This is a genomic window from Rhizobium sp. MHM7A (assembly GCF_005862215.1).
Classification (GTDB): domain Bacteria; phylum Pseudomonadota; class Alphaproteobacteria; order Rhizobiales; family Rhizobiaceae; genus Rhizobium; species Rhizobium bangladeshense.
Genome location: NZ_VCHT01000001.1, coordinates 1,346,459 through 1,366,210, shown reverse-complemented (window position 1 = coordinate 1,366,210; position 19,752 = coordinate 1,346,459). Strand labels below are relative to the sequence as shown.

The 19,752-nt window shown below is 53.6% G+C and carries 21 protein-coding genes; 9 read left to right on the top strand and 12 right to left on the bottom strand.

Features of this window, described 5'->3' with window-relative positions; translation table 11 throughout:
* The first annotated feature begins 114 nt into the window (after positions 1 to 114).
* Complete coding sequence (locus FFR93_RS07725; protein WP_138392762.1) at positions 115 to 828, top strand: hypothetical protein; 714 nt, start codon at positions 115 to 117, stop codon at positions 826 to 828.
* A 43-nt stretch (positions 829 to 871) separates the two neighbouring features.
* Here the strand turns inward: FFR93_RS07725 and FFR93_RS07720 are convergent, their stop codons facing one another.
* The 6 genes from FFR93_RS07720 to FFR93_RS07695 all read right to left on the bottom strand — a co-directional run bounded on the left by FFR93_RS07720 (position 872) and on the right by FFR93_RS07695 (position 6,354).
* The gene (locus tag FFR93_RS07720; protein ID WP_138392761.1) at positions 872 to 2,302 is read right to left on the bottom strand and encodes a hypothetical protein; all 1,431 of its coding nucleotides are present in this window, start codon (positions 2,300 to 2,302) and stop codon (positions 872 to 874) included.
* A 48-nt stretch (positions 2,303 to 2,350) separates the two neighbouring features.
* Positions 2,351 to 3,043, bottom strand: a complete 693-nt coding sequence (locus FFR93_RS07715) for a hypothetical protein (protein ID WP_138392760.1) — start codon at positions 3,041 to 3,043, stop codon at positions 2,351 to 2,353.
* 93 nt (positions 3,044 to 3,136) lie between these two features.
* Positions 3,137 to 3,403 (bottom strand): hypothetical protein, encoded by a 267-nt coding sequence (locus FFR93_RS07710; RefSeq protein ID WP_138392759.1) that lies wholly within the window; start codon positions 3,401 to 3,403, stop codon positions 3,137 to 3,139.
* Positions 3,404 to 3,436: 33 nt separating this feature from the next.
* A complete protein-coding gene (locus tag FFR93_RS07705) occupies positions 3,437 to 3,814 on the bottom strand; it encodes a hypothetical protein (RefSeq protein ID WP_138392758.1) in 378 nt (125 codons plus the stop codon).
* Positions 3,815 to 4,032: 218 nt separating this feature from the next.
* Positions 4,033 to 4,524, bottom strand: a complete 492-nt coding sequence (locus FFR93_RS07700; RefSeq protein WP_138392757.1) for a hypothetical protein — start codon at positions 4,522 to 4,524, stop codon at positions 4,033 to 4,035.
* 789 nt (positions 4,525 to 5,313) lie between these two features.
* Complete coding sequence (locus tag FFR93_RS07695) at positions 5,314 to 6,354, bottom strand: hypothetical protein (RefSeq protein ID WP_138392756.1); 1,041 nt, start codon at positions 6,352 to 6,354, stop codon at positions 5,314 to 5,316.
* 132 nt (positions 6,355 to 6,486) lie between these two features.
* Here FFR93_RS07695 and FFR93_RS41885 point away from each other — a divergent pair, with 132 nt between their 5' ends.
* Positions 6,487 to 6,618, top strand: coding sequence for a hypothetical protein (locus tag FFR93_RS41885; protein ID WP_281407899.1), 132 nt, complete (start codon positions 6,487 to 6,489; stop codon positions 6,616 to 6,618).
* A gap of 76 nt (positions 6,619 to 6,694) precedes the next feature.
* Here the strand turns inward: FFR93_RS41885 and FFR93_RS07690 are convergent, their stop codons facing one another.
* Entirely contained in the window at positions 6,695 to 6,967 is a 273-nt protein-coding gene (locus tag FFR93_RS07690) for a hypothetical protein (protein WP_138392755.1), read from the bottom strand.
* A gap of 162 nt (positions 6,968 to 7,129) precedes the next feature.
* Between FFR93_RS07690 and FFR93_RS07685 the strand changes: the two genes are divergently transcribed.
* Positions 7,130 to 8,146, top strand: a complete 1,017-nt coding sequence (locus tag FFR93_RS07685) for a hypothetical protein (RefSeq protein ID WP_138392754.1) — start codon at positions 7,130 to 7,132, stop codon at positions 8,144 to 8,146.
* Positions 8,147 to 8,235: 89 nt separating this feature from the next.
* Positions 8,236 to 8,481 carry a hypothetical protein gene (locus FFR93_RS07680; protein WP_138392753.1) on the top strand — a complete coding sequence of 82 codons (246 nt, stop codon included), beginning with the start codon at positions 8,236 to 8,238 and terminating at the stop codon, positions 8,479 to 8,481.
* 24 nt (positions 8,482 to 8,505) lie between these two features.
* On the opposite strand, the gene FFR93_RS07675 is transcribed toward FFR93_RS07680, so the two are convergent.
* Positions 8,506 to 9,270, bottom strand: a complete 765-nt coding sequence (locus FFR93_RS07675) for a hypothetical protein (RefSeq protein ID WP_138392752.1) — start codon at positions 9,268 to 9,270, stop codon at positions 8,506 to 8,508.
* Between the two features lie 172 nt (positions 9,271 to 9,442).
* Between FFR93_RS07675 and FFR93_RS07670 the strand changes: the two genes are divergently transcribed.
* On the top strand, positions 9,443 to 10,075 hold the full coding sequence (locus FFR93_RS07670) for a hypothetical protein (protein ID WP_138392751.1): 633 nt from the start codon (positions 9,443 to 9,445) through the stop codon (positions 10,073 to 10,075).
* Positions 10,076 to 10,296: 221 nt separating this feature from the next.
* Here FFR93_RS07670 and FFR93_RS07665 read toward each other — a convergent pair whose 3' ends face one another.
* Positions 10,297 to 10,587, bottom strand: a complete 291-nt coding sequence (locus FFR93_RS07665; protein WP_138392750.1) for a hypothetical protein — start codon at positions 10,585 to 10,587, stop codon at positions 10,297 to 10,299.
* Positions 10,588 to 10,657: 70 nt separating this feature from the next.
* Positions 10,658 to 10,852 carry a hypothetical protein gene (locus tag FFR93_RS07660; RefSeq protein ID WP_138392749.1) on the bottom strand — a complete coding sequence of 65 codons (195 nt, stop codon included), beginning with the start codon at positions 10,850 to 10,852 and terminating at the stop codon, positions 10,658 to 10,660.
* Between the two features lie 203 nt (positions 10,853 to 11,055).
* On the opposite strand from FFR93_RS07660, the gene FFR93_RS07655 reads away from it, so the two are divergent.
* Both FFR93_RS07655 and FFR93_RS07650 read left to right on the top strand, forming a co-directional pair.
* Entirely contained in the window at positions 11,056 to 11,766 is a 711-nt protein-coding gene (locus tag FFR93_RS07655) for a hypothetical protein (RefSeq protein WP_138392748.1), read from the top strand.
* A 129-nt stretch (positions 11,767 to 11,895) separates the two neighbouring features.
* Positions 11,896 to 13,314, top strand: a complete 1,419-nt coding sequence (locus FFR93_RS07650) for a winged helix-turn-helix domain-containing protein (RefSeq protein ID WP_138392747.1) — start codon at positions 11,896 to 11,898, stop codon at positions 13,312 to 13,314.
* Between the two features lie 280 nt (positions 13,315 to 13,594).
* Here FFR93_RS07650 and FFR93_RS07645 read toward each other — a convergent pair whose 3' ends face one another.
* Positions 13,595 to 15,286, bottom strand: coding sequence for a hypothetical protein (locus FFR93_RS07645; RefSeq protein ID WP_138392746.1), 1,692 nt, complete (start codon positions 15,284 to 15,286; stop codon positions 13,595 to 13,597).
* Positions 15,287 to 15,685: 399 nt separating this feature from the next.
* Positions 15,686 to 16,864 carry a hypothetical protein gene (locus tag FFR93_RS07640; RefSeq protein ID WP_138392745.1) on the bottom strand — a complete coding sequence of 393 codons (1,179 nt, stop codon included), beginning with the start codon at positions 16,862 to 16,864 and terminating at the stop codon, positions 15,686 to 15,688.
* A gap of 326 nt (positions 16,865 to 17,190) precedes the next feature.
* On the opposite strand from FFR93_RS07640, the gene FFR93_RS07635 reads away from it, so the two are divergent.
* Both FFR93_RS07635 and FFR93_RS07630 read left to right on the top strand, forming a co-directional pair.
* Positions 17,191 to 18,690, top strand: a complete 1,500-nt coding sequence (locus FFR93_RS07635) for a hypothetical protein (RefSeq protein WP_138392744.1) — start codon at positions 17,191 to 17,193, stop codon at positions 18,688 to 18,690.
* 177 nt (positions 18,691 to 18,867) lie between these two features.
* Entirely contained in the window at positions 18,868 to 19,494 is a 627-nt protein-coding gene (locus FFR93_RS07630; protein WP_246661281.1) for a hypothetical protein, read from the top strand.
* Positions 19,495 to 19,752 lie beyond the last annotated feature (258 nt).

Below are 19,752 nucleotides of genomic sequence, written 5' to 3'. Positions count from 1 at the left end.
GCAGTTGTCGGCGCAAGCGCGTCTTCTTGAAGTGCAATGTGATTGCGGGAAATAGGTCACCTTGAAAATTGCAGAGGACCGCGTCAGTCTTGCCTCGTCGTGAGGAGATGGAAAATGAAGGTCGACGAAAACCTGATCGCGGTAGCCGAGATATTGACGTCGCATGTCTCTAGCGGGAAAAGCTATTCGTCCGATATTGCTGAGTTGAAGAGCTTGGTTCCTTTAGCTTATCGCAAGGCACCGCGCGACCTCTTCCGAACCGTTGCCATCTCTGTTGCAGATCATGATCGCCTCAATTCGGACGGAAGCATCAATCTCGTTTCTCCGCCATTTACCTCATGGACTTCTTCCATCGACGTCGCGGTTAGACACGCTCGCGGAATTGCACGAACCGGCAACGGGTTTGCCGTATTGGTCGTAAAACGCGAGATTGACGCGCAGCAGATCGTAGCTGACGTCGAGGCCATTTTTCGTGCAGTCGGATGGGACCATCCTGATGTGGAGGAATGGGACTTATACGCGTCCAAGGAAAAGGAGTTCATCGTTGAGATGGACGACAACCTGACAGTCGTGCGGCTGGCGGATTGCCAACACCAATTTCTCGATCTGACACATCCTTTACTTCATCCGGCACCCGGCGACCAAATCTGGTCTCAAGATGATGGTGTTTTCCTGGAGGTGGATGAAGTGATCGCAACGCTCGATGAAGATCGCCCCCTCACCTTTCGCGCCCTCGTTTCAGACGACACGGAGTGTTCGATCTCGTGGGATGCCGCGCATCTATGCTGGAACCTCAACGAACGCTTTGCCCCAACTTACGAACCTTGATCAGCAGCCAATCTGCCGATCCGGCTCACCTATGGTGGGCTGGTCAGGGTACCGGCCGTCTCGCAAAATGGTCCGAAATTTCAATGTCCTGAATACTTCCGCATGGCGACCGTTTCTTGAACCCCATTTCGTCGATTTCGTGATCACCATTGAGGACGGCGGTGAGGCGTTCCAGGTCCGTCTTTACATCCAAAGGTAGATGCGCCAGATACCTGGTATCTGCTGCCAGTGGCGTTATCTCGATTGTCTTAGAGGCGATGTCGTACGAGAAGGCTAGTCCCTCGGTCGGGAGTTCCCCGGCACGCAGCTTCCTTACGATCTCGATTTCGGTTGTGAGAGGTGGCGTGTTTGTCGCCAGGTATTCGACATATTCATTTTCCATGCCCGGTCTTACCTTCGTATCTGGGGAACATCCGAAGTTTTGCTCGAAGTTCAAGCCCCATGGGCTGGCCAGGTATACGTCCACTCTGCTCGGCTCACCTTCTTCGTGTGTGATCACCGTTGCTAAGGTAGGATCGTCACCATCGACATTGTTATTGACGTATAGCTCTCGGTCTCCAAAACGCTCTCCGAAGACGTGTACGTCTCTGTCACTATGAGCGAATACAAGTTCGGACGACAGACCCAGGTCATGGCTTTTGCTCACGATTTCCTTGATGTCGTCCATATGCTTTTTGAGGTGGTACCCGAAGGCCATCGCACAAGAGGATGCGAACAAGGCTTCAAGTTGGCTTTCACGAAGCGCTTGAAGGTGCTCCTCACCTCTGTTGATTTCGACATCTTGGCTGATGTTGAACTTTGAGAGGACCTTCTCAGCATAGTTGACGACGAAGTGGTTGCGTCCTCCGGTGCCGTCCCACATGGAAATCCCATGCGACATCTTCCTTTCCCTGCAGTATCCAAGACCGGCTGAGTATCCTTCGTTCTCTATCCTGGAGCGGTTTAGCCTCTCAACCACTTTCGACAGCGTCCTGGGAAGTTCGGAATATAGCTCTGCGCCGGTCTCATATGGAATTGCGGTGAACTTCGAGAACTTCCGGGCAAGCGGTGTCAGTTCTCGATAGGTGATGCCGCCCGCCACCGTTTCCCTCAATTCCGCCATTAATTCTGCTGGCGGTTCATCTCGCCACGGCACCGCAGCGATGATCGTGAGGTCTTTTTCGTCTTGCCAGGCAAACACGAGATGATCGCCATCGTCGAAGCGGACGGACAAGCCTTGTGCGTTCGCGAGCGTAACAGCGCTGATCTCCGTATTCTTGTCTTCCCCTCGGTCAATTACTCCGTTCTCGACGCATTCGGCCCATTTTGTCCGCAGATCGTCAATGAGACCCGCGCCAAGTGCAATGAAAGCTTCTTCATTGAAACGCTCGGTCATTACGCGATAATGATGATCGACCTGTTGCTTACCATAAGCTTTCGCCCATTCAAGCTTTTCCGAAAAGGCTCGTGCCGCGATGTCTGTATTCGTTTTCATGATCAGTCTGCCCAGTCTGAGATTTATGAGTTCTTCTGTTAACGCAGGTCACATTCCTGGTGCTGGTTCGGGAAATGCCTCTTGGAGCTTTGCAACCGCATCATCTGCGCCATAGGCCATGACGATCATCGCGACCTCCTTGAAGGGGTAATCGACGAGACTTGTTTGCTGGTATGCAAAATCGATGATCGCTGCGTATGCTGAACCTTCTTTCACCGTTGCCCCGAGCGCAAAGCTTTCGATCTGGCGTAAGAACAAGGGATATGCTTCTCCTCGCAACGTCACCTTCTGATCGTCCGAAAGGTTTTCGAAACGGGTTTTCAGGAAGATCATCTGCACATTAACCGTTGTTTCCAGGCCGGTCGCGACCTGCTCGAACAGGTCCATGGTTTTTTCTATCTTTTCCTGATTGGTTTGGTGCCAAGGAGCGCCTTCATCGGTTGGACTTGCCCCTTTGTTTGCTCGGCTCCACTCGGCCTTCAACACGCGCTCGACCAGAAATTCATAGTTCACCTTGTCGGTCGACAGCATGTATGTCTGGAGTTGCCCCTCGCTGTCGTTCGCAATCGCGATAACGCGTTCCAATTCTTTCACCATGTCGTAGTGGAGGCCGCATCCGGCCCATCCACCGTATCCAAGGGCGAAGACCCTGGCTTCGAGGTCCGGAAGGGTTTCCTTGATCTGCCTGCGCCAGGCGTAGTGATTGGCAATAGTTTCCGGGTCGAGAATGAATTCGGTCATGGAGCAATCCTGAAGTTCGTGCTCCATGATCCGGCTTCAAGGTGAAATGAACAAGTCCAGGGTTTTCCTGCCTTGAAGGCTAAAACCGGTTAATTAGCTAATCGTCGCCTCAAGATGACTAATGAACGCGGCTTTTGCCGCCTTTATCTCATCCGGGTCCCGGGCGCTGCGGCCACCAATCTCAGGATGAGCTTCATAAAAGCTTACCTCTCGGTCGAGCAGCCGCATCTGTTTGGCAAGATCGCTGTCGATTTTTCGTTCCTCAGCGGTGTCGGGAACCCATCCAAGCTGGCGGGTATTCCACTCGTCCTGAACTGCACTGAAACGATCATGTGCCTCGTCCCATATCGTGTATGACATCTGTCAATGACTTTCGCCTAGTTTGCCTCAATATCAGGCAAAAATCTCTTCACAGATAGTTTCGACACGCCGGGTTACCTCGTCACGCCTCAGAACCGGATCGCTCAGAAGTTGCTCGAATTCCGGCTCCCATCGTCCTTTGAAAGCGTATTCCTTCAGCGTCATTGAGATGTCGAGTTCCTTAGCCTCTTCACGGGGCTCGCTTTCATGGAATCCATAGAACTCGACGAGTAGCTCAACGATGTCTTCGTTTGACAGCTCGACACCACCGTCTGTGTACCGGGACGCATATCCTGCCAGGAAGGCCGCAGCTCTCGATACATCGATTTCCGATTGACCGTCCGTCGCAACAAATGCGTCGCTGAAATTCTCATTCAGGTAGTTGGTGATGCGATAGACTTGAAGCGTCATGGAGCCGTCCAATCAAGATATAACCCTTATATCGTCCGAGTTATCGATCAGGAATGCAAGAGTGGAAAAGGGTTGTTCCATTGGTATCAACTAGGATGAACGAAAGCCTACTTCCAACTCGTTAGCCAAAAGCACTGCCGCCTAGTTGTGCCGTGACCTCTGGCCCCAAGATTACGGGATTGCGGTTACGACTGCCTAGAGGCGCGACGCCTGATGCGTTAAAGGGACGGGCCGTTCATAGAGTTGACCGTTTCAATCTTTAGGAGACCGCTAAAGGCACGTTCGACAACTCTTTGAGCAACGGCGACGTCTTCATCGTCGTAGGAATCCATCGGACGATCAATTTCCTCTTGCCCTTCTTCACCCCAACATCCAACGAACTCTCGTAGATCGTCCTCAGACCACAGCAGTCGGCTACTGTATTCAGAAATTTCGTACCACGATGTCATCTCTTCAAATATGTCGTTGCGCGGGCGAATGCCCCTGACATCCCAAAATTGCCCCTGATCGTCGACACAAAATGCATGTACCGTGGAAGCGATCCAGCTAGAGCTGTCCTTCGGATCGACCCAATATGGATCGCCATCGTCCAGCACGAGATGAATCGGCCATCCAGTCATACGGTGAAGGGCGACTGCGAAAACGTGACAGTTCCCTTCGGTGTATTCCCTGATTTCAGTTGGACTTGCTTGCGATTCAGTTACTGCCATCGGTGACCTACTCCGACCTGGGTGCCGTACATTGTGCGTTGCCCTTAAGGCATGGCACAAGCACGCCACCGTCGCGTATCCCTTATCGGTACGTACGAATGGGATAAGCCTTCGCAGGGCTAGGCCCACACAGGAAGTAAGTTTTGTGCCGCCTCCGCCAACAACTTTTGCGTCAAGATACTGGAATTCAGGTGAGATGACAGATTTGCAAAAAATCACCTCGCCATCGACTTCAACCTCAACAGAGCCCCTAGAGGTGATGTTCGGGCATATAGCCTCGAACGGCAGGAATACCTCCTGAAGGTCGTTCATGACACCCTCGCAAACATATTCCTTCTGGGTCGACATTGTAGCGGTCCTCATAGTAGCGATGGCGACGGTAACCTTCGTGATTCCAGTGCATGCCCCCCTGTTGTGTTTAACACCTGTGCGAACGGCATGAGCCAAGAATTCCCGGATACCTGAGAGAAGCACCATTCAAGCGTGACGACTAAACCCGCTTCATCGACCTGGCTGTTGAGGGACTGGAACTGAAACGCGTGGACGCCAGACACAGCGCCTTGGCGGCTGGAAGATGCGGGGTGCCTGAGAATCCCGTTCAAAAGGTCCGGGTACGAGTAAGATTGTAATCCGGAGCCTTTCCGGGTACGCCCCAGCTAGCCGTCCCCCGGATTTCGCTTTTAGGCCTCCGCAGCAATGCAGGGGCCTTCACTTTAATAAGCCAGCTCCGACTGTCTGTGCGTAAAAGCACCTCAGAGCGCTTATTGACGAGAAACGTCCAAACAGTGGCTACTGATAGCGATTGGCTATCGAAAAGCTTATGGCGACCCTATCGCAAAGGTCCTTGACCATCGAAAAGCGCTTTACAGCGATGGTACGCTCTTGAACCGGTCGGCCAACGGAACAGTTCAATTGCAGGAGTGCGGCATCCTGGAAGATATTATATATGCGTGTCTGCATGCCGATTTCTTTACCAATCATCTCGCGAGTTATCGCTGCATCAATCATGACCGTCGGTGCACCGTCAATATGAACGAACTTCGAGGCGATTAACTCATCGGCTGCCCCCAGGAAATCTCGCGCACCACCTTGAGCAACCAGGTCTTCCACGTCTTTTTCGGTGATCCCGCGCAATTCTTCCGAGCTTTTTACAAGAACCGAGAAGCTCATGTCCCCGGAGCCGTTTTGGCTAGTCCATTGTTGAACTGTATTAGGTCGATCACCCTCGACCTGCCTCCAAGATATCGGAGCCGACAAACTGAATTCGATGCCCTTCGATTTTGGATGGTTGGAGGAGTTGTAGCGAACCGTATAGCCATCGACCATCTCCGCGACTGGGCGCGAGGCATATTTTAGCCAGAGAATGTTCTTCAAGACCTCCGGGTCGATCTTGCCCTCAAGCCTTCCTTGCAGCTCGGATGCAAACGTGGTGGCTTCCTGGGCGGAAAAACGACGCGCCATCGCTTGATCGACTTTTGACAAGTGCTTTTTGTGAAGGTCGCTTATCGCAGAGTGGCTAAGAGTTGCAACGAGGGCTTTCGCCCTGGCTTCAGGCCACCCATACGTGGCTGCAAACTGTTGCTCCAGCGAAGACAGCTGTCCAGCCAACTGCGGGTACTGACTGCTTAGCGTTTCGGCTGCGCGATGCTGCCCATATAGAAAGCCATACACTCTTGCAGCCTGCTTATAGGCAAGTTCGCTCGGAACATAATTCGAAACATCGACCGCTTCAGATTGAACGCTCTCTTGGGCGGTTGCGGTAAAGGAACTTGCGGTGGTCATTATAACGGCCACAGTACCAGCGATATGACCAGAACGAATGTAAGACAACTGTCGACTCCTCACTACAACTAGTTGTCGAAACATAAAGCAATTTTTATGCGAATCCACTGTGGAGTTTGCTGGTTGGCGAAAATATCCGGCCTCTCAAACCCGAAGAATCAGAGTGTCTTCCGGAACCGGATGGACGACAACATCAGCGGGCACGTCATCAAGTCCGCCCGGCAACGTGTTTTGCGTGTTGACACCCTGCCCGGTTCGGCCCGAGAATTCGAATTGGAGATGCCGAAGCACAGCGATGTTGTCGTCCTCTGAAGGATATTGGACTAAGCCTTCACGCCTACCCTCGCACGGCCGGTCTCACGGTTACGCGACATCTCCGTTTCTCTTTTTATTCCGCTTTAGACCCCATCGTCCTTTCACGATGGATTTCTCGCGCTATTGCCCAAAGCAGGCTTTTCTCATTGTCGTATTGCCCATTGCTATCCATCAACCAGAGTAGGCGAACGTCGATCTGGTAGGCCAGCTGCAGGCCACCCAAGATGAATGTTGGTAAACCTAACACTACTGCCCAGAACAGCCATCCGCTTAGCGCGTATCCAATCCAGCCGAAAAACGCGAATACGGCTCCAATGGAGATTGCGACCTTTAGAACTTCTTTCATTTTGGTGAATACCCTAACACTTCAGCTCTTTCTAGTACGCCGCAAGTCGAAAAGGGTGTCACCATCTTTCTTCTTCGCCGGGATTTCTTGTGAGGCGATCTTTCTTTTACGGCCCGTGATCGCTAAATATTCCTTTGACTTGAGGAACGGGGGCGAGCACGCATGTCGATCTATGTCATCAAAGCCGGTGCCGATAACTACTTCTGGCCGGAAAGCCGGAAACGCGGAATCGCCGCTCTCATGCTCGACAAGCCCTATTATGAGGCATGGGCGGCCAACGATCCGGACGCTCATCTCGCGGTCCATATAGCTCTCGCCGGTAAGGGTCGTGACCCATCGTCGGTAAAAGCGGAGTCGACCCGCTGGTTCAATTACGCTTCCAAGGTCTCGTCAAGCGTCGATGATATCTTCTTCAACATCGTTGGGAACGATGTCTGGTGGGCGAGGTCCCGACCGCTTCATGCGTCAGTAGCCGGGGGAGACCCCGTGATCATCCCACATATTGATCCAGCGAACGGCCAGGAGGTTGTAGCCGTCGGCGTTCAGACGGATGGATGGCGGCAATATACTAAGGACGGGGTCAAACTCCAGCTCGCGACGACCCATAAGCGGGCATGGGATTTCCTAAAGAAACAGTCCGCGCTCGCTCCAGTGGCTGATGAAGACATGAAATTGTACCTGATGACGCTCCTGGAAGGTGGGGACTTGTCGACTTGGCATAACCGGCCTGATTGGAAGGCGAAGCAGGGCGAGGACAAAGGCAAGTATCTGGCGGTGCAGGCTTCTCTTCTCGAAAACGGCCTGACGCAACTGATGCTCTCCATCGAGGGCACTGTGGCATTTGCCAATGGTCAGATCATCGACAAGAAGGTGAAGGACAAGCAGTTGGTCGGCTGTACGCCACAGGAGATGAAGCAGCATCTGAAGGCACTCTGGGACCAGCAGGATGGCAAATGCGCCCTAACGGGGATTGAGATGCACCTGCCAGGCCAGCCTGATCTCGACAAGGATTTGATGATCTCGCCGGATCGCATCGACAGCAGTGGTCATTACTCTTTGGAGAACGTTCAGCTTGTGTGCCGGTTTGCAAACTTCTGGAAGCTGGCCAGCGACAACGCGCGCTTCAAGGAGCTGTTGGACTTGGTGGTGGCGACGAAGGCGTCGCAGGTCTCCAGTTGAACCTCGTTTGGCATGTTGATGATCGAGGGGGCTTGCCCTGTGCACCCATCACGCCAATGATGACTTTAACGCAGTCGGGATTTGCAGACATGAGCACTTTGGCGGAAATCGAGAAGCCCGAGGTTGGGCTTGAAGTCATCTCGGTCATCGGCACACCTGGGAAAATTGCCGAAATCCAGGTTCTCAGCGAGCACGATGTTCGACACTGGCGTCACACGGAGGTGGGCGAACTCCTCATTACCATTAAGTGGGAACATGACGGTCATTCAACATTCCCGCAGTCGCAGCTCGACGGCATTCAGGTGAAGGACGTCGATCCGGTTCCAGTTCCCTGAGGCGTAGCATCATCGGGATGCCGCTTACCTGCGTAGCTCCGCAAGTCTCGCAAACTTGTCGTAATCGACATCATCCATCACGGCTGGCACATCAAACCAGGCTTTTTCCAGGTTGATGAAGTCCATGTTGGATTCTATCTGCTCAACTGTGCCAGCGAGAAAGTTCGCGCCACCTTCCGAGTGTGCTTCGCCTTCGATGAAAATCTCTACCTTGTGTTCCTTAAAGGATTGGCGGCTCGATGCAGGTGCTTCGGCAAGGGCGTACAAAATTCGATCCACTTGTTTACCGATTGCCCATGAAAGCGCTTGAGAGTGTCCCTCTCCTCGTCTTTCGGACGTAACGTAGACGGAATTCAGGTCCACGCGCAGGGCGATGGTTGATTGCGAGTCGGCATCTGTTTTCCCTTCTACCTCAAGTCTCGTAGCGATTACGGCAAAGCCAGCAGGCAGCTCGTCGCCTTCACGTTTCACTTCGATGATCGTTGAATGGTGGTCGAACGCTCGGTCGAGCCAGATGTCGAATGGCCACCTTTCCTTGGAGCCCGCCTGAGCTTTGAAAATCTCGGTCAGAGCGGCAACCTGCTGCCTGCCACTCACCTGGCGAAACAGGAACCCAGCCTCATCTTTTCTATCGTCACTAGGGAAGATTTCCTCGGCCGTTCCATCCTTTACGACCGGCTGCTCCACCAATTGCGCTAGCAAGCGATCCAGGTTGCTGGCGTCGATGATGGATGAGGCGTTGCTTTTTGCAGATCGAATTCTCTCCTGCAGCAGGGTGACGGTTTCCAAAGCGCTGATCTCAGTTTTTTCTATTTGGGAGTTTCATTGCGCCGAAAGCCTTTAGCAAGGAGTTCACCGACAGAGGTATTCGGTTTCTCCTTGTTGTCGGCGCTTCCACATTCTACGTTTTGTGGTGTAAGTTTTTCCCCATGCTGATGGCAGCGCACCAGGAGAACCCCGCATGACATATCAATCCCGTGGAAATATCATTTTTCCAGAATTCACCGGCGTCCGTTGCTACATGATGCCTTTTATCCAAGGGCGTGCTGACAGCTTGCCGAAGGAATTTCAGCAGTATTCCGAGATCGTTGAGCAGCTTGTTCTCGACGGCCAGGAAGGTGAAATCGGTCTCATCACCATCGACGAATCTCCGGTTGTTGCGGGCAAGTCTCAGCGTGGATATGGCGCAGGCGAGCGAACCATCCATACGGAGGCTTGCCGTACGCGTGACACCTTGAGCTGGGGCCCGCCAACATGGGGAATGCGCTCTCCGGTGCTTCTGGACCCTGATCTTCGCGTTTTGATCGCCAACAGCATCGCAGACACCTGCATGGTCTGGGATGTGGCAGTTGAAGACACTACGCCAGATGGCGATCTGTCGATGCGCGCCTCTGAGTTCCCGCGCGAGGCTGGCCGTATGATGGCGTCCGGGGAAGTGATGGAGATCGGCATCTTTACGCCGCATGAGCCTATTCCCCAGAAGGAGAGCGGCAACAGGCAGTTCTTCCGCATCGTCGGCAAGGGCGTTACCGGCCGTGAGGACTACTTCACCCGCAACGAACACCTGGAGCGTCTGGGTCTGATCGCGGCCTAATATCTTCTGGATTAAATGACTTTAACGGCTGACGTCCGCCAGCCGTTTTTTATTGACCGTCGTTTTTCCGATCCTCAGCCGACAGATCGGGATACGCCTCGAAGCGCGAGCGTCACGGGGCACTCCTCGGATACGGCGGTTTACGCTAAAGGGAGAAAACGAACATTGACCGTATAAACCTCGGAACACGAGTCGATGATGCCGGTACGTCGGACGTAGTCTCACGTGGAGTAATCGTGGGCCTCGGTGCTGCCAGCTGCCCATTGGTCGGCTAGAACGAGTTGCTGGGTCGCTCTCTCGATGATCTCTTTCCGTTCGATCTGGAAGAGATCATTTGCTACCCGTTTGCCATCGATCACCGCGCCGATGATGTTCTCATCGTGAAGGTAGTCGTCGCTTGGCATGTGGTAGTAGCCTTGGCGCACCAGCCAGATTTTATCTTCGACGAGCTTTCCGGAGTGGTGCTCAATGTATGCGATTTTCGTCCCTTTTGGGTATTTGCTGGCAGTCATTTTCACACCTGATCTAGGCAATAGACATTGATCCACTTATGGTGCAAATCATCGCACAGCAAGTGGAGGGTTAGCGATATTCCGGAGTGCAGCTCATGGGCATGATGTTTTTTCCGCCCCAGCCATCCACGCTCACGTCCTCAAGCGCAACAATTTCCGTTGCCGCCTTTTTGCACAGATCGAGATCATTGTACGGGCCGTACCTCTCGGTCGAGGTGCCCGAGTTCATCACATACGCAACAGTCAGAATCCAAACCTTAACCACAGAGAATTCCTTGATATGAGTTCAATTCTACCAATATAGTGACCGAATTTCATGATGCAAGGAACTTGCGGGGTTTACCGTCTCTTAATGCCGATAGTCAGATGAATCTTTGCTGTTACTATGTTCAGTGAGTGTTTTATGAACTTGCAACGAAAGGAATTCTCGCTATTTTGGCGGCGTTGCAATCCTTTTAAGGAATTCTCATGTCCAGCAGATTTCGTAGAGCATTTTTCCTGGCAATCGCCGCAGCTTGCGTGGCCGCATCTCCATCGATTGCCCGTGATGCCCGTAACGCGCAGATTTCGGTCGACGTCATTTCCGTGACGGACAATAATCCATTCAAAACCGTCGGCGGTTCGCTCTCTAAAATTCCTGGTGTCAAGGCCACCGCCGGAGTCGATGGAGATGACAGAAATCCGGTTACCGTCTTTGTCCTACCTGCTGGCGAAAATGCCCAGCGCCTGGTCGAGCGCGCCCTCTCCGGCTTCACAACTTCACTTGAGACATCACTCGCGGGCAAAGTGCCATTCGGGAAGTCCCTGCCGGTTCAGGTGGGCATGACACATTCCTACGTCAGCCAGATCACGAGCACAGTTGACGACGCAGGCATTGTTCATCACGCGCGTCTGATGTCTGAAGTGGACGAGGGCTTCAAGATGTCGTTGACGCCAAGGATGATTAAGGGCAAGTTCGTCCTGGATTACAAGCTCGACGTGAAGAAGTTGACTGGTCCCGATGGCGGTTTCCAGAATCTGTCCATTGGCTCCCACACCCTGCAGGGTGTGCGCGCAGCTCACCGTTCAATAACACAGAAAATCGGCTTTCCAGAGATTTCGGGGGCTGTTGTTTACGTCACGCCGGGTCTGGAGAAGAACCAATACTTCGTCTCGATTGCTCGGGCATCGAAGGCCTGATCTGATCTCCCTAACGACCCATCCACTGCTTCCAGCGGATGGGTTTTCACTCGTTTTTTATTTTCGTTGCTTCTATATAGGTCCCAGCCAGGCTGATTCTCACGCTTTGATGGATGAATAAGAGATGCGATGACGAAAAACCGTTCTCAAAGCCCTCTCACCGGGTTGCGCAAACTCTCAACAGACCCTCAAGCCGCATCAGCTATTCGCAAAGCGCTTGCCAAGGTGCTTCAGGTCGCCGCGAGTGGCGTGGCTGACGATTGGGGGTACATCCGTATAGGGACGCTGCCAGCGCCATCTTATACCTACGCCGACGCTGAAGCCCATGTGACACCAGCTCAAATCGAAACCTTTGGTTATGAACTGGTCGCGAAGGACATCTTACGCGACATTGACCGCCATCCGAACGGCGGGTTCAAATTCGTCCCGACGAAGCAGGGATGGATCGCAATTCGGAAGGGCAATAATCGGCTAACGGAAGCGCCAAAGACTGTGTTCACTACGGACGTCTCCAGTCGACAGAAGCCCTTGAAGCGCGACAAGATAGCGGAAACGTCCATCAAGGTGGCTCAAGCACCTAAGCAGCCGGATCGTTACAGTGACTCCCTGCCGACGGCTGAAGAGCTACTGATGCCCTTGTTGAGGGTGGTGGCCGGTCAAACGGTTCAGAAGAAAGTCGTCACCAAAAGGCTCGCAGATCACCTCGGCTTTCCTACAAAGCGCATTAATGTAGCTCTTCCGGCCAACACGAACCAGACATTCGGCTCCAAAGCGCAGTACGCGATTAAGTATCTGGTCAAAGAAAAATTGCTGCACACGACGAAAAAGACCCTAAGCCTTACCGCTCCTGGGCGGCAAATTCTTTCTTCATCCGGCCATCATTGGTCAAATTTTGAAGAACCCGCAGTGAGAACTGTTAAGCAGACGCCTCCTGGCAGTATGTCGCCAGGTCTCCAGATCGACATTACGCGTGTGCTGTTGAGCATACGCTCCATGGAGCCGTTCGACTTGATCTCGATGTGGGAGAACGCCCGTCGGATTCTCGACGACCCGCGCAAACACGAGCAGCACGAGAAGGTTACGACCGCCATCCGGGGGATTGAGGCTGAATGGGCGCGGCGAAACTCAAGCGGCAATCCCGACGAATATTTCGATTGGCCGACGACCGAGGCTCGTGGTGGTGACGGCAGCTTGTCTTTGGAGAATGTCCAGAAGAGTGGAGTTCTCGGTCAGCTTGACTATCATGTCGGCCGCACGTTGGGGCAACCGGATGCATATCGACGCCGTACCCTCATGAAGATTTTCGAGCGACCTATACCTCCTTCCTTGAAGGGCTTCGAACCTGATGAATGGGGTCAGCCGGGTTCGGCTCATAGACTTCGTAAAATGGCGTATTCAATCGCCGCTTTTACACGGAGTGCGAAGCGGAAAAAGCTGGCCAGCTTCGAGGAGGCTATACGGCATTGGGAGACCGATCTGAAATACCTTCACGACCAATACTATGCTGGCAAGTTTGGGTTCGCCTGGCCGTCTACACAGGTCGTCTAACACTGTCGCCTCTCTCCAATGCCACAAGAGCGGCTGCGACATCTTCGACGCCCTCGACGAGGTTCGTCGCGAGGAGAAGCGGCACAGATATCCATCCGCTAAGCCTGTCGCCGGACGAGATCGCGGCCGGATACCTGCGCCGCTTCTCCTCGCGACGAAAATCACAATTCCTCGCCGCCGGAAAGAGCCTGCGCACGACAAGGCTGCCACTGCCGCGTAACACGATCCGACCCTGCAGATCGGAATCCGACGCCGCCAGCCTGACCATCCCTTCCTCTGCTCACGCTAGGAGCCACCCCTCTGAAGGTGGGAGGGAATAATCGAGTGCCTGCGGGGTGACGTCTGGCGGATGGACCTGGTTGAGGTAAGCCTCGCCAGCGGCCTTTCGCACTGCCGGATCGACAAACTCGTCGTAGACCCATGCGGTCGCGAATGCTCCCGCCGCACCGACTGCGAAAGCTCCCAGGACGGGTGCGCCCATACCCGCAGCGGCCAGACCGACTGCGAAGGCCACACCGTCACTGGCAAGGTACTTTACGGCTTGGCTCGCAAGATTCTCCGTTGCCTGCAAATTGGCCGTTTCACGAATTTGATCAGCGAGAACCGGATCGCTCTTGTCCAGCTTGTCGGCCAGCTTGAAGGCAGCGGACCATTGTTGCGTGATAGCGCCCGCATCGATGACGACACCCAGTTCTTTTGCCACGACCCCGAGTATCTTCGCTGCCTGCGCCTCTGGAAGATTTTTGCGGGCTTCTTCGATTTGTTCGCAGAAATCAAACCACTTCTCGAACCCAGACACCCAACGGGTTGCCGTCGTTGCGTCTGTAGGCATTCCTGCCGTGCCGTCCAGAATGCCCTGCGCGACATCCCGAAGCTCCAGTGCGAGGGTGGCTGACTGGTTGCCGGAGCCCTCCAGCCCGAAATATATCTTCTCATCGCTCCCCAGTGCGGTGGCTGTAAAGGTGAAGGTTCCCTGTTCCGGTCGCTCCAGGATCGCGTCGCGAAGCCCAGCCACCAAGGGCGACTCCCAGTAGGTAGTATTTTCAGGAATCACGATGTGCTGCGAGAAAAGCACGTCGTTCTCCCATCCCTCTCCAGAAAGGCTCACGTTGAGATCGATGGCGTAGTCCACCGACTCGGAGAGTTGGATGCCTATCTTTCCGGCAAGCCCCTGCTCGTAGATCAGAACTTTGTCCAGCGATCCGGTGAGCGACCCGATTGTCAGATAGGGGCCGTCATCGTCTGTCACCCGGATTTGACTGGGGTCGTAACTTACGCCGCTCGTTACATCTACGGCGAACGTTTCGTCAGGTTCGTGTAGCGCATCCCCCTTGAGGATGAAGGTGACGGTCGTGCTCGTCTGCCCGGCGGGCATCGTCACCGAATGGTCGGGATCGATGAAATCGGCGGTGGCGAGTTCCCCATTCAGGGTGACCCGCAGCGGAATCTCGTAGGGGGCATCCAGCGCTTTGTTGGCCGTGACGGTCAACTGCACCACCTGCGTGTCGTTGGTCTCGGTGACATCGGCGGAGGAGAGGACAAGATGGAGAGGTTCGTCCGGATTCGGCGGGGGAGGAGGCGGAGGCGGAAGCGGCTCGTATGTCGCCACCCAAATCCAAGACCAGTCCGAATATGAGAACGAATAGGAGGTACCGGTCCTCCAGTCGACTACGACGGGCGAAGCAACGTCCTCACTCCAGAATACTTCCGGATCGGGGCGGCTTCCCACCTCGTAGTAATCAACAATTGATGCGCTCCAGTTTACATATGTAAAGTTTTCGGGGGAGGTCTCTGCACCATACCAACTGACTGGGTTGTAATACCAGAGGGTCATGACATTGGTGCCCCCTGTCAAAGATACGTTGTAGACATCAATGGGAAGGCGAAGTCCCTCCAGTTCAAGAAATTCGCCTCCCGACTCGAACCCACCTACGGTCGCGTTCCAATCAACGAGAACCCAATAGTCGGACATACTAACCTCCCTCAAAATTAGATAAACCTAACAAATACAACCGCAGGAACGAAAGTCGTCTATATTAGGTATAGGTGCAGCCTTCCAAACCTCCCGATCAGGGGTAGTTCTGAGTCTTGAATTAGAGGCGATGGTCAAACTTTGCATCCGAGAAATCGGCCTCTTCGTGGCCCCGCTGGAAGTCTCTGCAAGATCGGATCGAGGATCAAAGATCGCGGCGGAAATCGCCTGTGCGCGACAAAGTTCGCAAAATTCCGGCATGAGGCGATACTGGCTAACGAATCTGCGCAGCCTGCCCAGTAGCGGCCGGATCGACCTGAAATTGGAGCCGAAGTCATTTTACTCTTGCCATTGCCTGCGTGTTGCCTGGCCTAAGCTTACACTCCAGAGTTAATTGCGTCACATGCTCATGCCGCGTCCCATTGACATTACCTGCTCATGTTTTGGCGCTAGACGGGCCATCTCCATCGTGTTGAACTCTTCTCGGGAGAATGTTTCCACTCGTCCGCGCCATAGCGTTCTCGTGATAGTCTGACCATCTTCCGACAGCTGATAGTGATATCCATTCTGGTCGTGAATGCCTTCCGGCTTCTTTTGAATCATATCGAGGATGTTTGTTTTCCTGGCCTCATGCGCTTCAGAGAACCGGCGAGTCTTCTCGATGAACGCCTCTTGCTCAGCAGGAGACGGCATCTGGTCACGTTTAAAGGGATACTCGATTTCATATCGGAACTGTTTGTCGTCCTTGCCGAAGGAGAGGAGCAGCCTCCCTTGAACCAGTGTCAGTGTGCCGTCTCCTTTCGCCTGTGAAGTTTTTTCGACGAAGGTAGCGGGAATCTTTGCCCCAGGTCCCATCTCGCTCAGTTGTTCGGCAGCTTCCTTGATCGCAAGGCCGTTCCTCACATCTTCAAACTTCGCTTCCTTTGGCCAGTGGCCAACCGAGATCACTTGAGACGGCGCAGTGGCGTCGAAGATGAACCATTCGGTGTCGGTGACCATGGCTAGTTCATCGCCATGTACGGAGAACTGACCGACGTGCCGGGCTCCATTACGGAGGCTGATGAAGGAGGCTTGGAAACTCTTTCGCTGTCCTTGAGCGATCAGGTCATTCACATAGCGGAGAAATGTCTCATCGGCTTGCGCCCTGCTCTGCGCGGACATGTCGACCTGCACCGGTTGTTCGTTCTCGACCTTAGGCTTTGTTGCGGTCGCATCTGCCTTGATCTGCGGGCTGCGCAAGCGCCGGAAGAGCGTCATGATCATTCCACCGCCATCATCGTTCTTCGGATCACTGTCTTTCTTGTATCGAAGGTACTCCTCAGCCACCTGAGGATTACACATGACATGCTTCTCGATTGCAGGAAGAGGTTTCCCGGCGACATCACGCATGTATTCGAAGACGACGCGGGCGTTCTTCTTGCTGTAGGCATCCACCTCCCGCGCTTCCAGATAGCTTTCGAAGTGTGGCAGCCTGGCATTGATTTTCTTCGCGTAAGCGAGTGTGTCGGCCCATTCTCTCGGAAGGAAGTTGGTGAAGGTCTTTTCGGTATCCATTTGTCGTCCTGCAGGAAGTTCCATTGGAAATATCCTTCGCAGGGTCGCTTTTGACAAAAAGGCGACCTACCAGGCACATCCATCAGACCTTTGCCGGTGTGGATGCGCCGATAACACCTGTTATCGCTTCCTCTGGCGCGAACCGCGAACTTCTTGACGGCCGGGGAAATCCGCTTCTAAATAATTGAAGGCTTGGCTGTGCCCTCAGCCCCCGTCCGGAAACGGACACGGTAGAACAGCTGAAAACAAACGAAATGAATTTGCACATGCGATCACTCTCAACCAATCGGCGGAGGCGTATGGCAACGGGGACACCAGAGAAGCCATAGTCCGTCTCGCGGAGTTTGAGAATGAGTAAGTTAGTATTGCCAGCGGTCGACGCTGCGCGTGCAAAAATCCTGGCGAGAGCTGTCCAGCGTCGTCATCAAGAACTGGGAACGACTGTTTCCTTAAACCATGCCTATGAAGTTGTCGCCACAGTATGCGGCTTCGAAACATGGTCCAGAATGAAGTCTCGTCTTCACGAATGTGATGTTGAGGGCGAAGAACCTGCAAAGCTTGCGCGTGGAAACCCTGAGCGTGTCCTGGCTGAATCCACCCTGTCTTTTGAAGATTTTGTTCCTCACGATGTTACGCCCTCAGTTGTCGTGTCGGGACCTGATGGTGCGGTGAAAACAAAAATACTTACCGAGCTGATCTCTAAGTGGCGTCATAACCACGGCTCGCAAGCGCGAGTACGTCTTGTTACTAAACGTCCTAAACCCCATTATATTGAACAACTGAGAGGGGTTTTAGCTTCAGGAAATCGAGGAGGCATCGATGCCAATCTCGAAGTGCTGCGTATCAGGTCTATGGGTAGAATAAGGTTGAACCCATTTGATACGCCTCTGGGCGAGCGGCAGCCCAATTCAGCTCACCGGGCCAGGTTGGTCGACTTGATATCTGTGATCATAAACGAGGAAGCGTGGGAAACCCCGGGCGTAAAGTCTTTGGCTGGGCTACTCATCGATATGGCCTACGACGCCGTCAGCGACCGAACGCGTGACGGTAAGCCTAATCTCTTTGTTCGTGGCACGGATAAAAAGATCGACGGTAAAGTCTTTGGCAACGACGGTGTTGCCACCTGGTGGGACGTTGCTGAAGAGCTTTCACTGCGTGGAGACAGAGATTTGGCAGTCCAAGCTCAAGCCTATGCAGTGCCTAAGCTGGACATAATGATGCGGCTGCTTCGTAGTGATCAAGTGGACTCCACGTTTGGGTCTGCTATGGCGTTAAACGGGGAAACGCTGGTGAACCAAGCTGCTCGCAGGATAGCCTCGGCAATTCGGGAATGTGTCTCTCTTCAGTCCCCATCCAACACAACAATCGATCCAAACATCCGCTCGATCATCATCGATCTGGACGACGATGATGAGGCTGGGTTTTTTGGAAAATTGACAAGCAGGATATTCTCAGACCTGTGCTTCTCATTTGAATCTCTGTTTGGGCAATCGACTTCGAAGGAGCGCACTCTCATTGTCCTCGACGGCTTGGACGATGCCAGCTGCCAAAATTTCCTGATCAATATCGACCCTGTACTTAAGGGGCCCGAAAGCAAGAAGCTTCACATGATTGCCTCGACGCGTTCGGCTCAACAGGCCGAAAGGCATTCTGATGCCTCTTCGTTCCTGTTGCATGGCTTTGAAAGCAGAGCGGAAGTGAATGACTTCCGCAAGATGATTGAGTTTGGCGACGATGCGTTCGAAAACGCTCACAACTTCCTCTTCGATCCAGAGCAACCTCAAAGCGTAGCATTGGGCGTCCGACGGGGTTTCCGCACCGTAGCTGATGGTATGGTTGCCATCCCTTAGCCTCGACGCAGAATCAATGATCGGCAGTTCCTATCCTTCACGAGGGCTGCCGTTCCCATCCCCATAGAACATCCTAGCCCTTCTCGAACTGAAAATTTGGCCAACACGCCCGCTTGACATATGTCATGGGTGTGTTATTTCACAGGTAAGAGCATACGGACCTACGAGGGGAAGATGATGAGAGATTTTGAAAATCACGTCGACAGCGTCATTCTAAACTTCGACCTAACGGGCTTCACGTACGATCCACAAAACTTCCGAGAGCTTTACGAAACCGACCTTGGTGCTGCGGCTCTCATTTTCATGACCCGCCCGGCCGCGATTGCGCTGATGTGCGCTGCAACGGACATCGAACGTGCTGCCGTGGAGCCTCTCGCTCCATTCCTGGTTCAGGTCTTCGGTGACGCGGCCATAGACGACCGGTTCAAGCAGATGATCGGCCATATGGCCCGGCAGGTTCTCGAACACATCGGTTACTACCATGACCGCAAGTCGGTGCAGATCACCCGCGCGAATCTGTTCAGCACTGCCAGCGGTTACCGTAAGTCCCCAAAGGATAAGAATACTATGCGGGTTACGCCTGAACAGCGGGCGGCCTGGCTGATGAACACGGCCAAGGGGCCGTTCAATCAGTGGCTCGATGGTCAGGTCAAAGTCGATGGTGTTTTCGACCTCAAGCGTCTTTACGAAGTCGCCGAGAAGTGGGGCGTTACCAAGCGCTATGACCACCTGAACCCTGGCCAGCAGCGCATGAACATCGGCGTCGCACTTCGGAAGGTGGTTCCGGAAAGCGAGTATACCTAACAGCCTCGCGATGTGAGACCGCTCTTCGACTGTGCGTGCGATATGCCACGCCGTGAAATGTCCTCTAGTCGAGACTCGGTTATGCCTGTTATCGGCTGGATGGGTCGCTACTACTAGCCATAGCCGATAACTTCAGCCTCGGGCCATCAGTGTCCGTCCCTCATTTTCCACGCGACCCGATCCTTCGCAAACGGTCTTCATGTATTGGTTCTTTTCCGCTCGGGCGCTTTCCACATCCCATATAACCCCATGGATTTC

What these genes read in the sequence shown, in the direction of transcription:
- FFR93_RS07725 (WP_138392762.1), top strand. Translation starts at nt 115, where the DNA reads ATGAAGGTCGACGAAAACCTGATCGCGGTAGCCGAGATATTGACGTCG.
- FFR93_RS07720 (WP_138392761.1), bottom strand. Translation starts at nt 2,302, where the DNA reads ATGAAAACGAATACAGACATCGCGGCACGAGCCTTTTCGGAAAAGCTT.
- FFR93_RS07715 (WP_138392760.1), bottom strand. Translation starts at nt 3,043, where the DNA reads ATGACCGAATTCATTCTCGACCCGGAAACTATTGCCAATCACTACGCC.
- FFR93_RS07710 (WP_138392759.1), bottom strand. Translation starts at nt 3,403, where the DNA reads ATGTCATACACGATATGGGACGAGGCACATGATCGTTTCAGTGCAGTT.
- FFR93_RS07705 (WP_138392758.1), bottom strand. Translation starts at nt 3,814, where the DNA reads ATGACGCTTCAAGTCTATCGCATCACCAACTACCTGAATGAGAATTTC.
- FFR93_RS07700 (WP_138392757.1), bottom strand. Translation starts at nt 4,524, where the DNA reads ATGGCAGTAACTGAATCGCAAGCAAGTCCAACTGAAATCAGGGAATAC.
- FFR93_RS41885 (WP_281407899.1), top strand. Translation starts at nt 6,487, where the DNA reads ATGGACGACAACATCAGCGGGCACGTCATCAAGTCCGCCCGGCAACGT.
- FFR93_RS07690 (WP_138392755.1), bottom strand. Translation starts at nt 6,967, where the DNA reads ATGAAAGAAGTTCTAAAGGTCGCAATCTCCATTGGAGCCGTATTCGCG.
- FFR93_RS07685 (WP_138392754.1), top strand. Translation starts at nt 7,130, where the DNA reads ATGTCGATCTATGTCATCAAAGCCGGTGCCGATAACTACTTCTGGCCG.
- FFR93_RS07680 (WP_138392753.1), top strand. Translation starts at nt 8,236, where the DNA reads ATGAGCACTTTGGCGGAAATCGAGAAGCCCGAGGTTGGGCTTGAAGTC.
- FFR93_RS07670 (WP_138392751.1), top strand. Translation starts at nt 9,443, where the DNA reads ATGACATATCAATCCCGTGGAAATATCATTTTTCCAGAATTCACCGGC.
- FFR93_RS07665 (WP_138392750.1), bottom strand. Translation starts at nt 10,587, where the DNA reads ATGACTGCCAGCAAATACCCAAAAGGGACGAAAATCGCATACATTGAG.
- FFR93_RS07655 (WP_138392748.1), top strand. Translation starts at nt 11,056, where the DNA reads ATGTCCAGCAGATTTCGTAGAGCATTTTTCCTGGCAATCGCCGCAGCT.
- FFR93_RS07650 (WP_138392747.1), top strand. Translation starts at nt 11,896, where the DNA reads ATGACGAAAAACCGTTCTCAAAGCCCTCTCACCGGGTTGCGCAAACTC.
- FFR93_RS07645 (WP_138392746.1), bottom strand. Translation starts at nt 15,286, where the DNA reads ATGTCCGACTATTGGGTTCTCGTTGATTGGAACGCGACCGTAGGTGGG.
- FFR93_RS07640 (WP_138392745.1), bottom strand. Translation starts at nt 16,864, where the DNA reads ATGGAACTTCCTGCAGGACGACAAATGGATACCGAAAAGACCTTCACC.
- FFR93_RS07635 (WP_138392744.1), top strand. Translation starts at nt 17,191, where the DNA reads ATGAGTAAGTTAGTATTGCCAGCGGTCGACGCTGCGCGTGCAAAAATC.
- FFR93_RS07630 (WP_246661281.1), top strand. Translation starts at nt 18,868, where the DNA reads ATGAGAGATTTTGAAAATCACGTCGACAGCGTCATTCTAAACTTCGAC.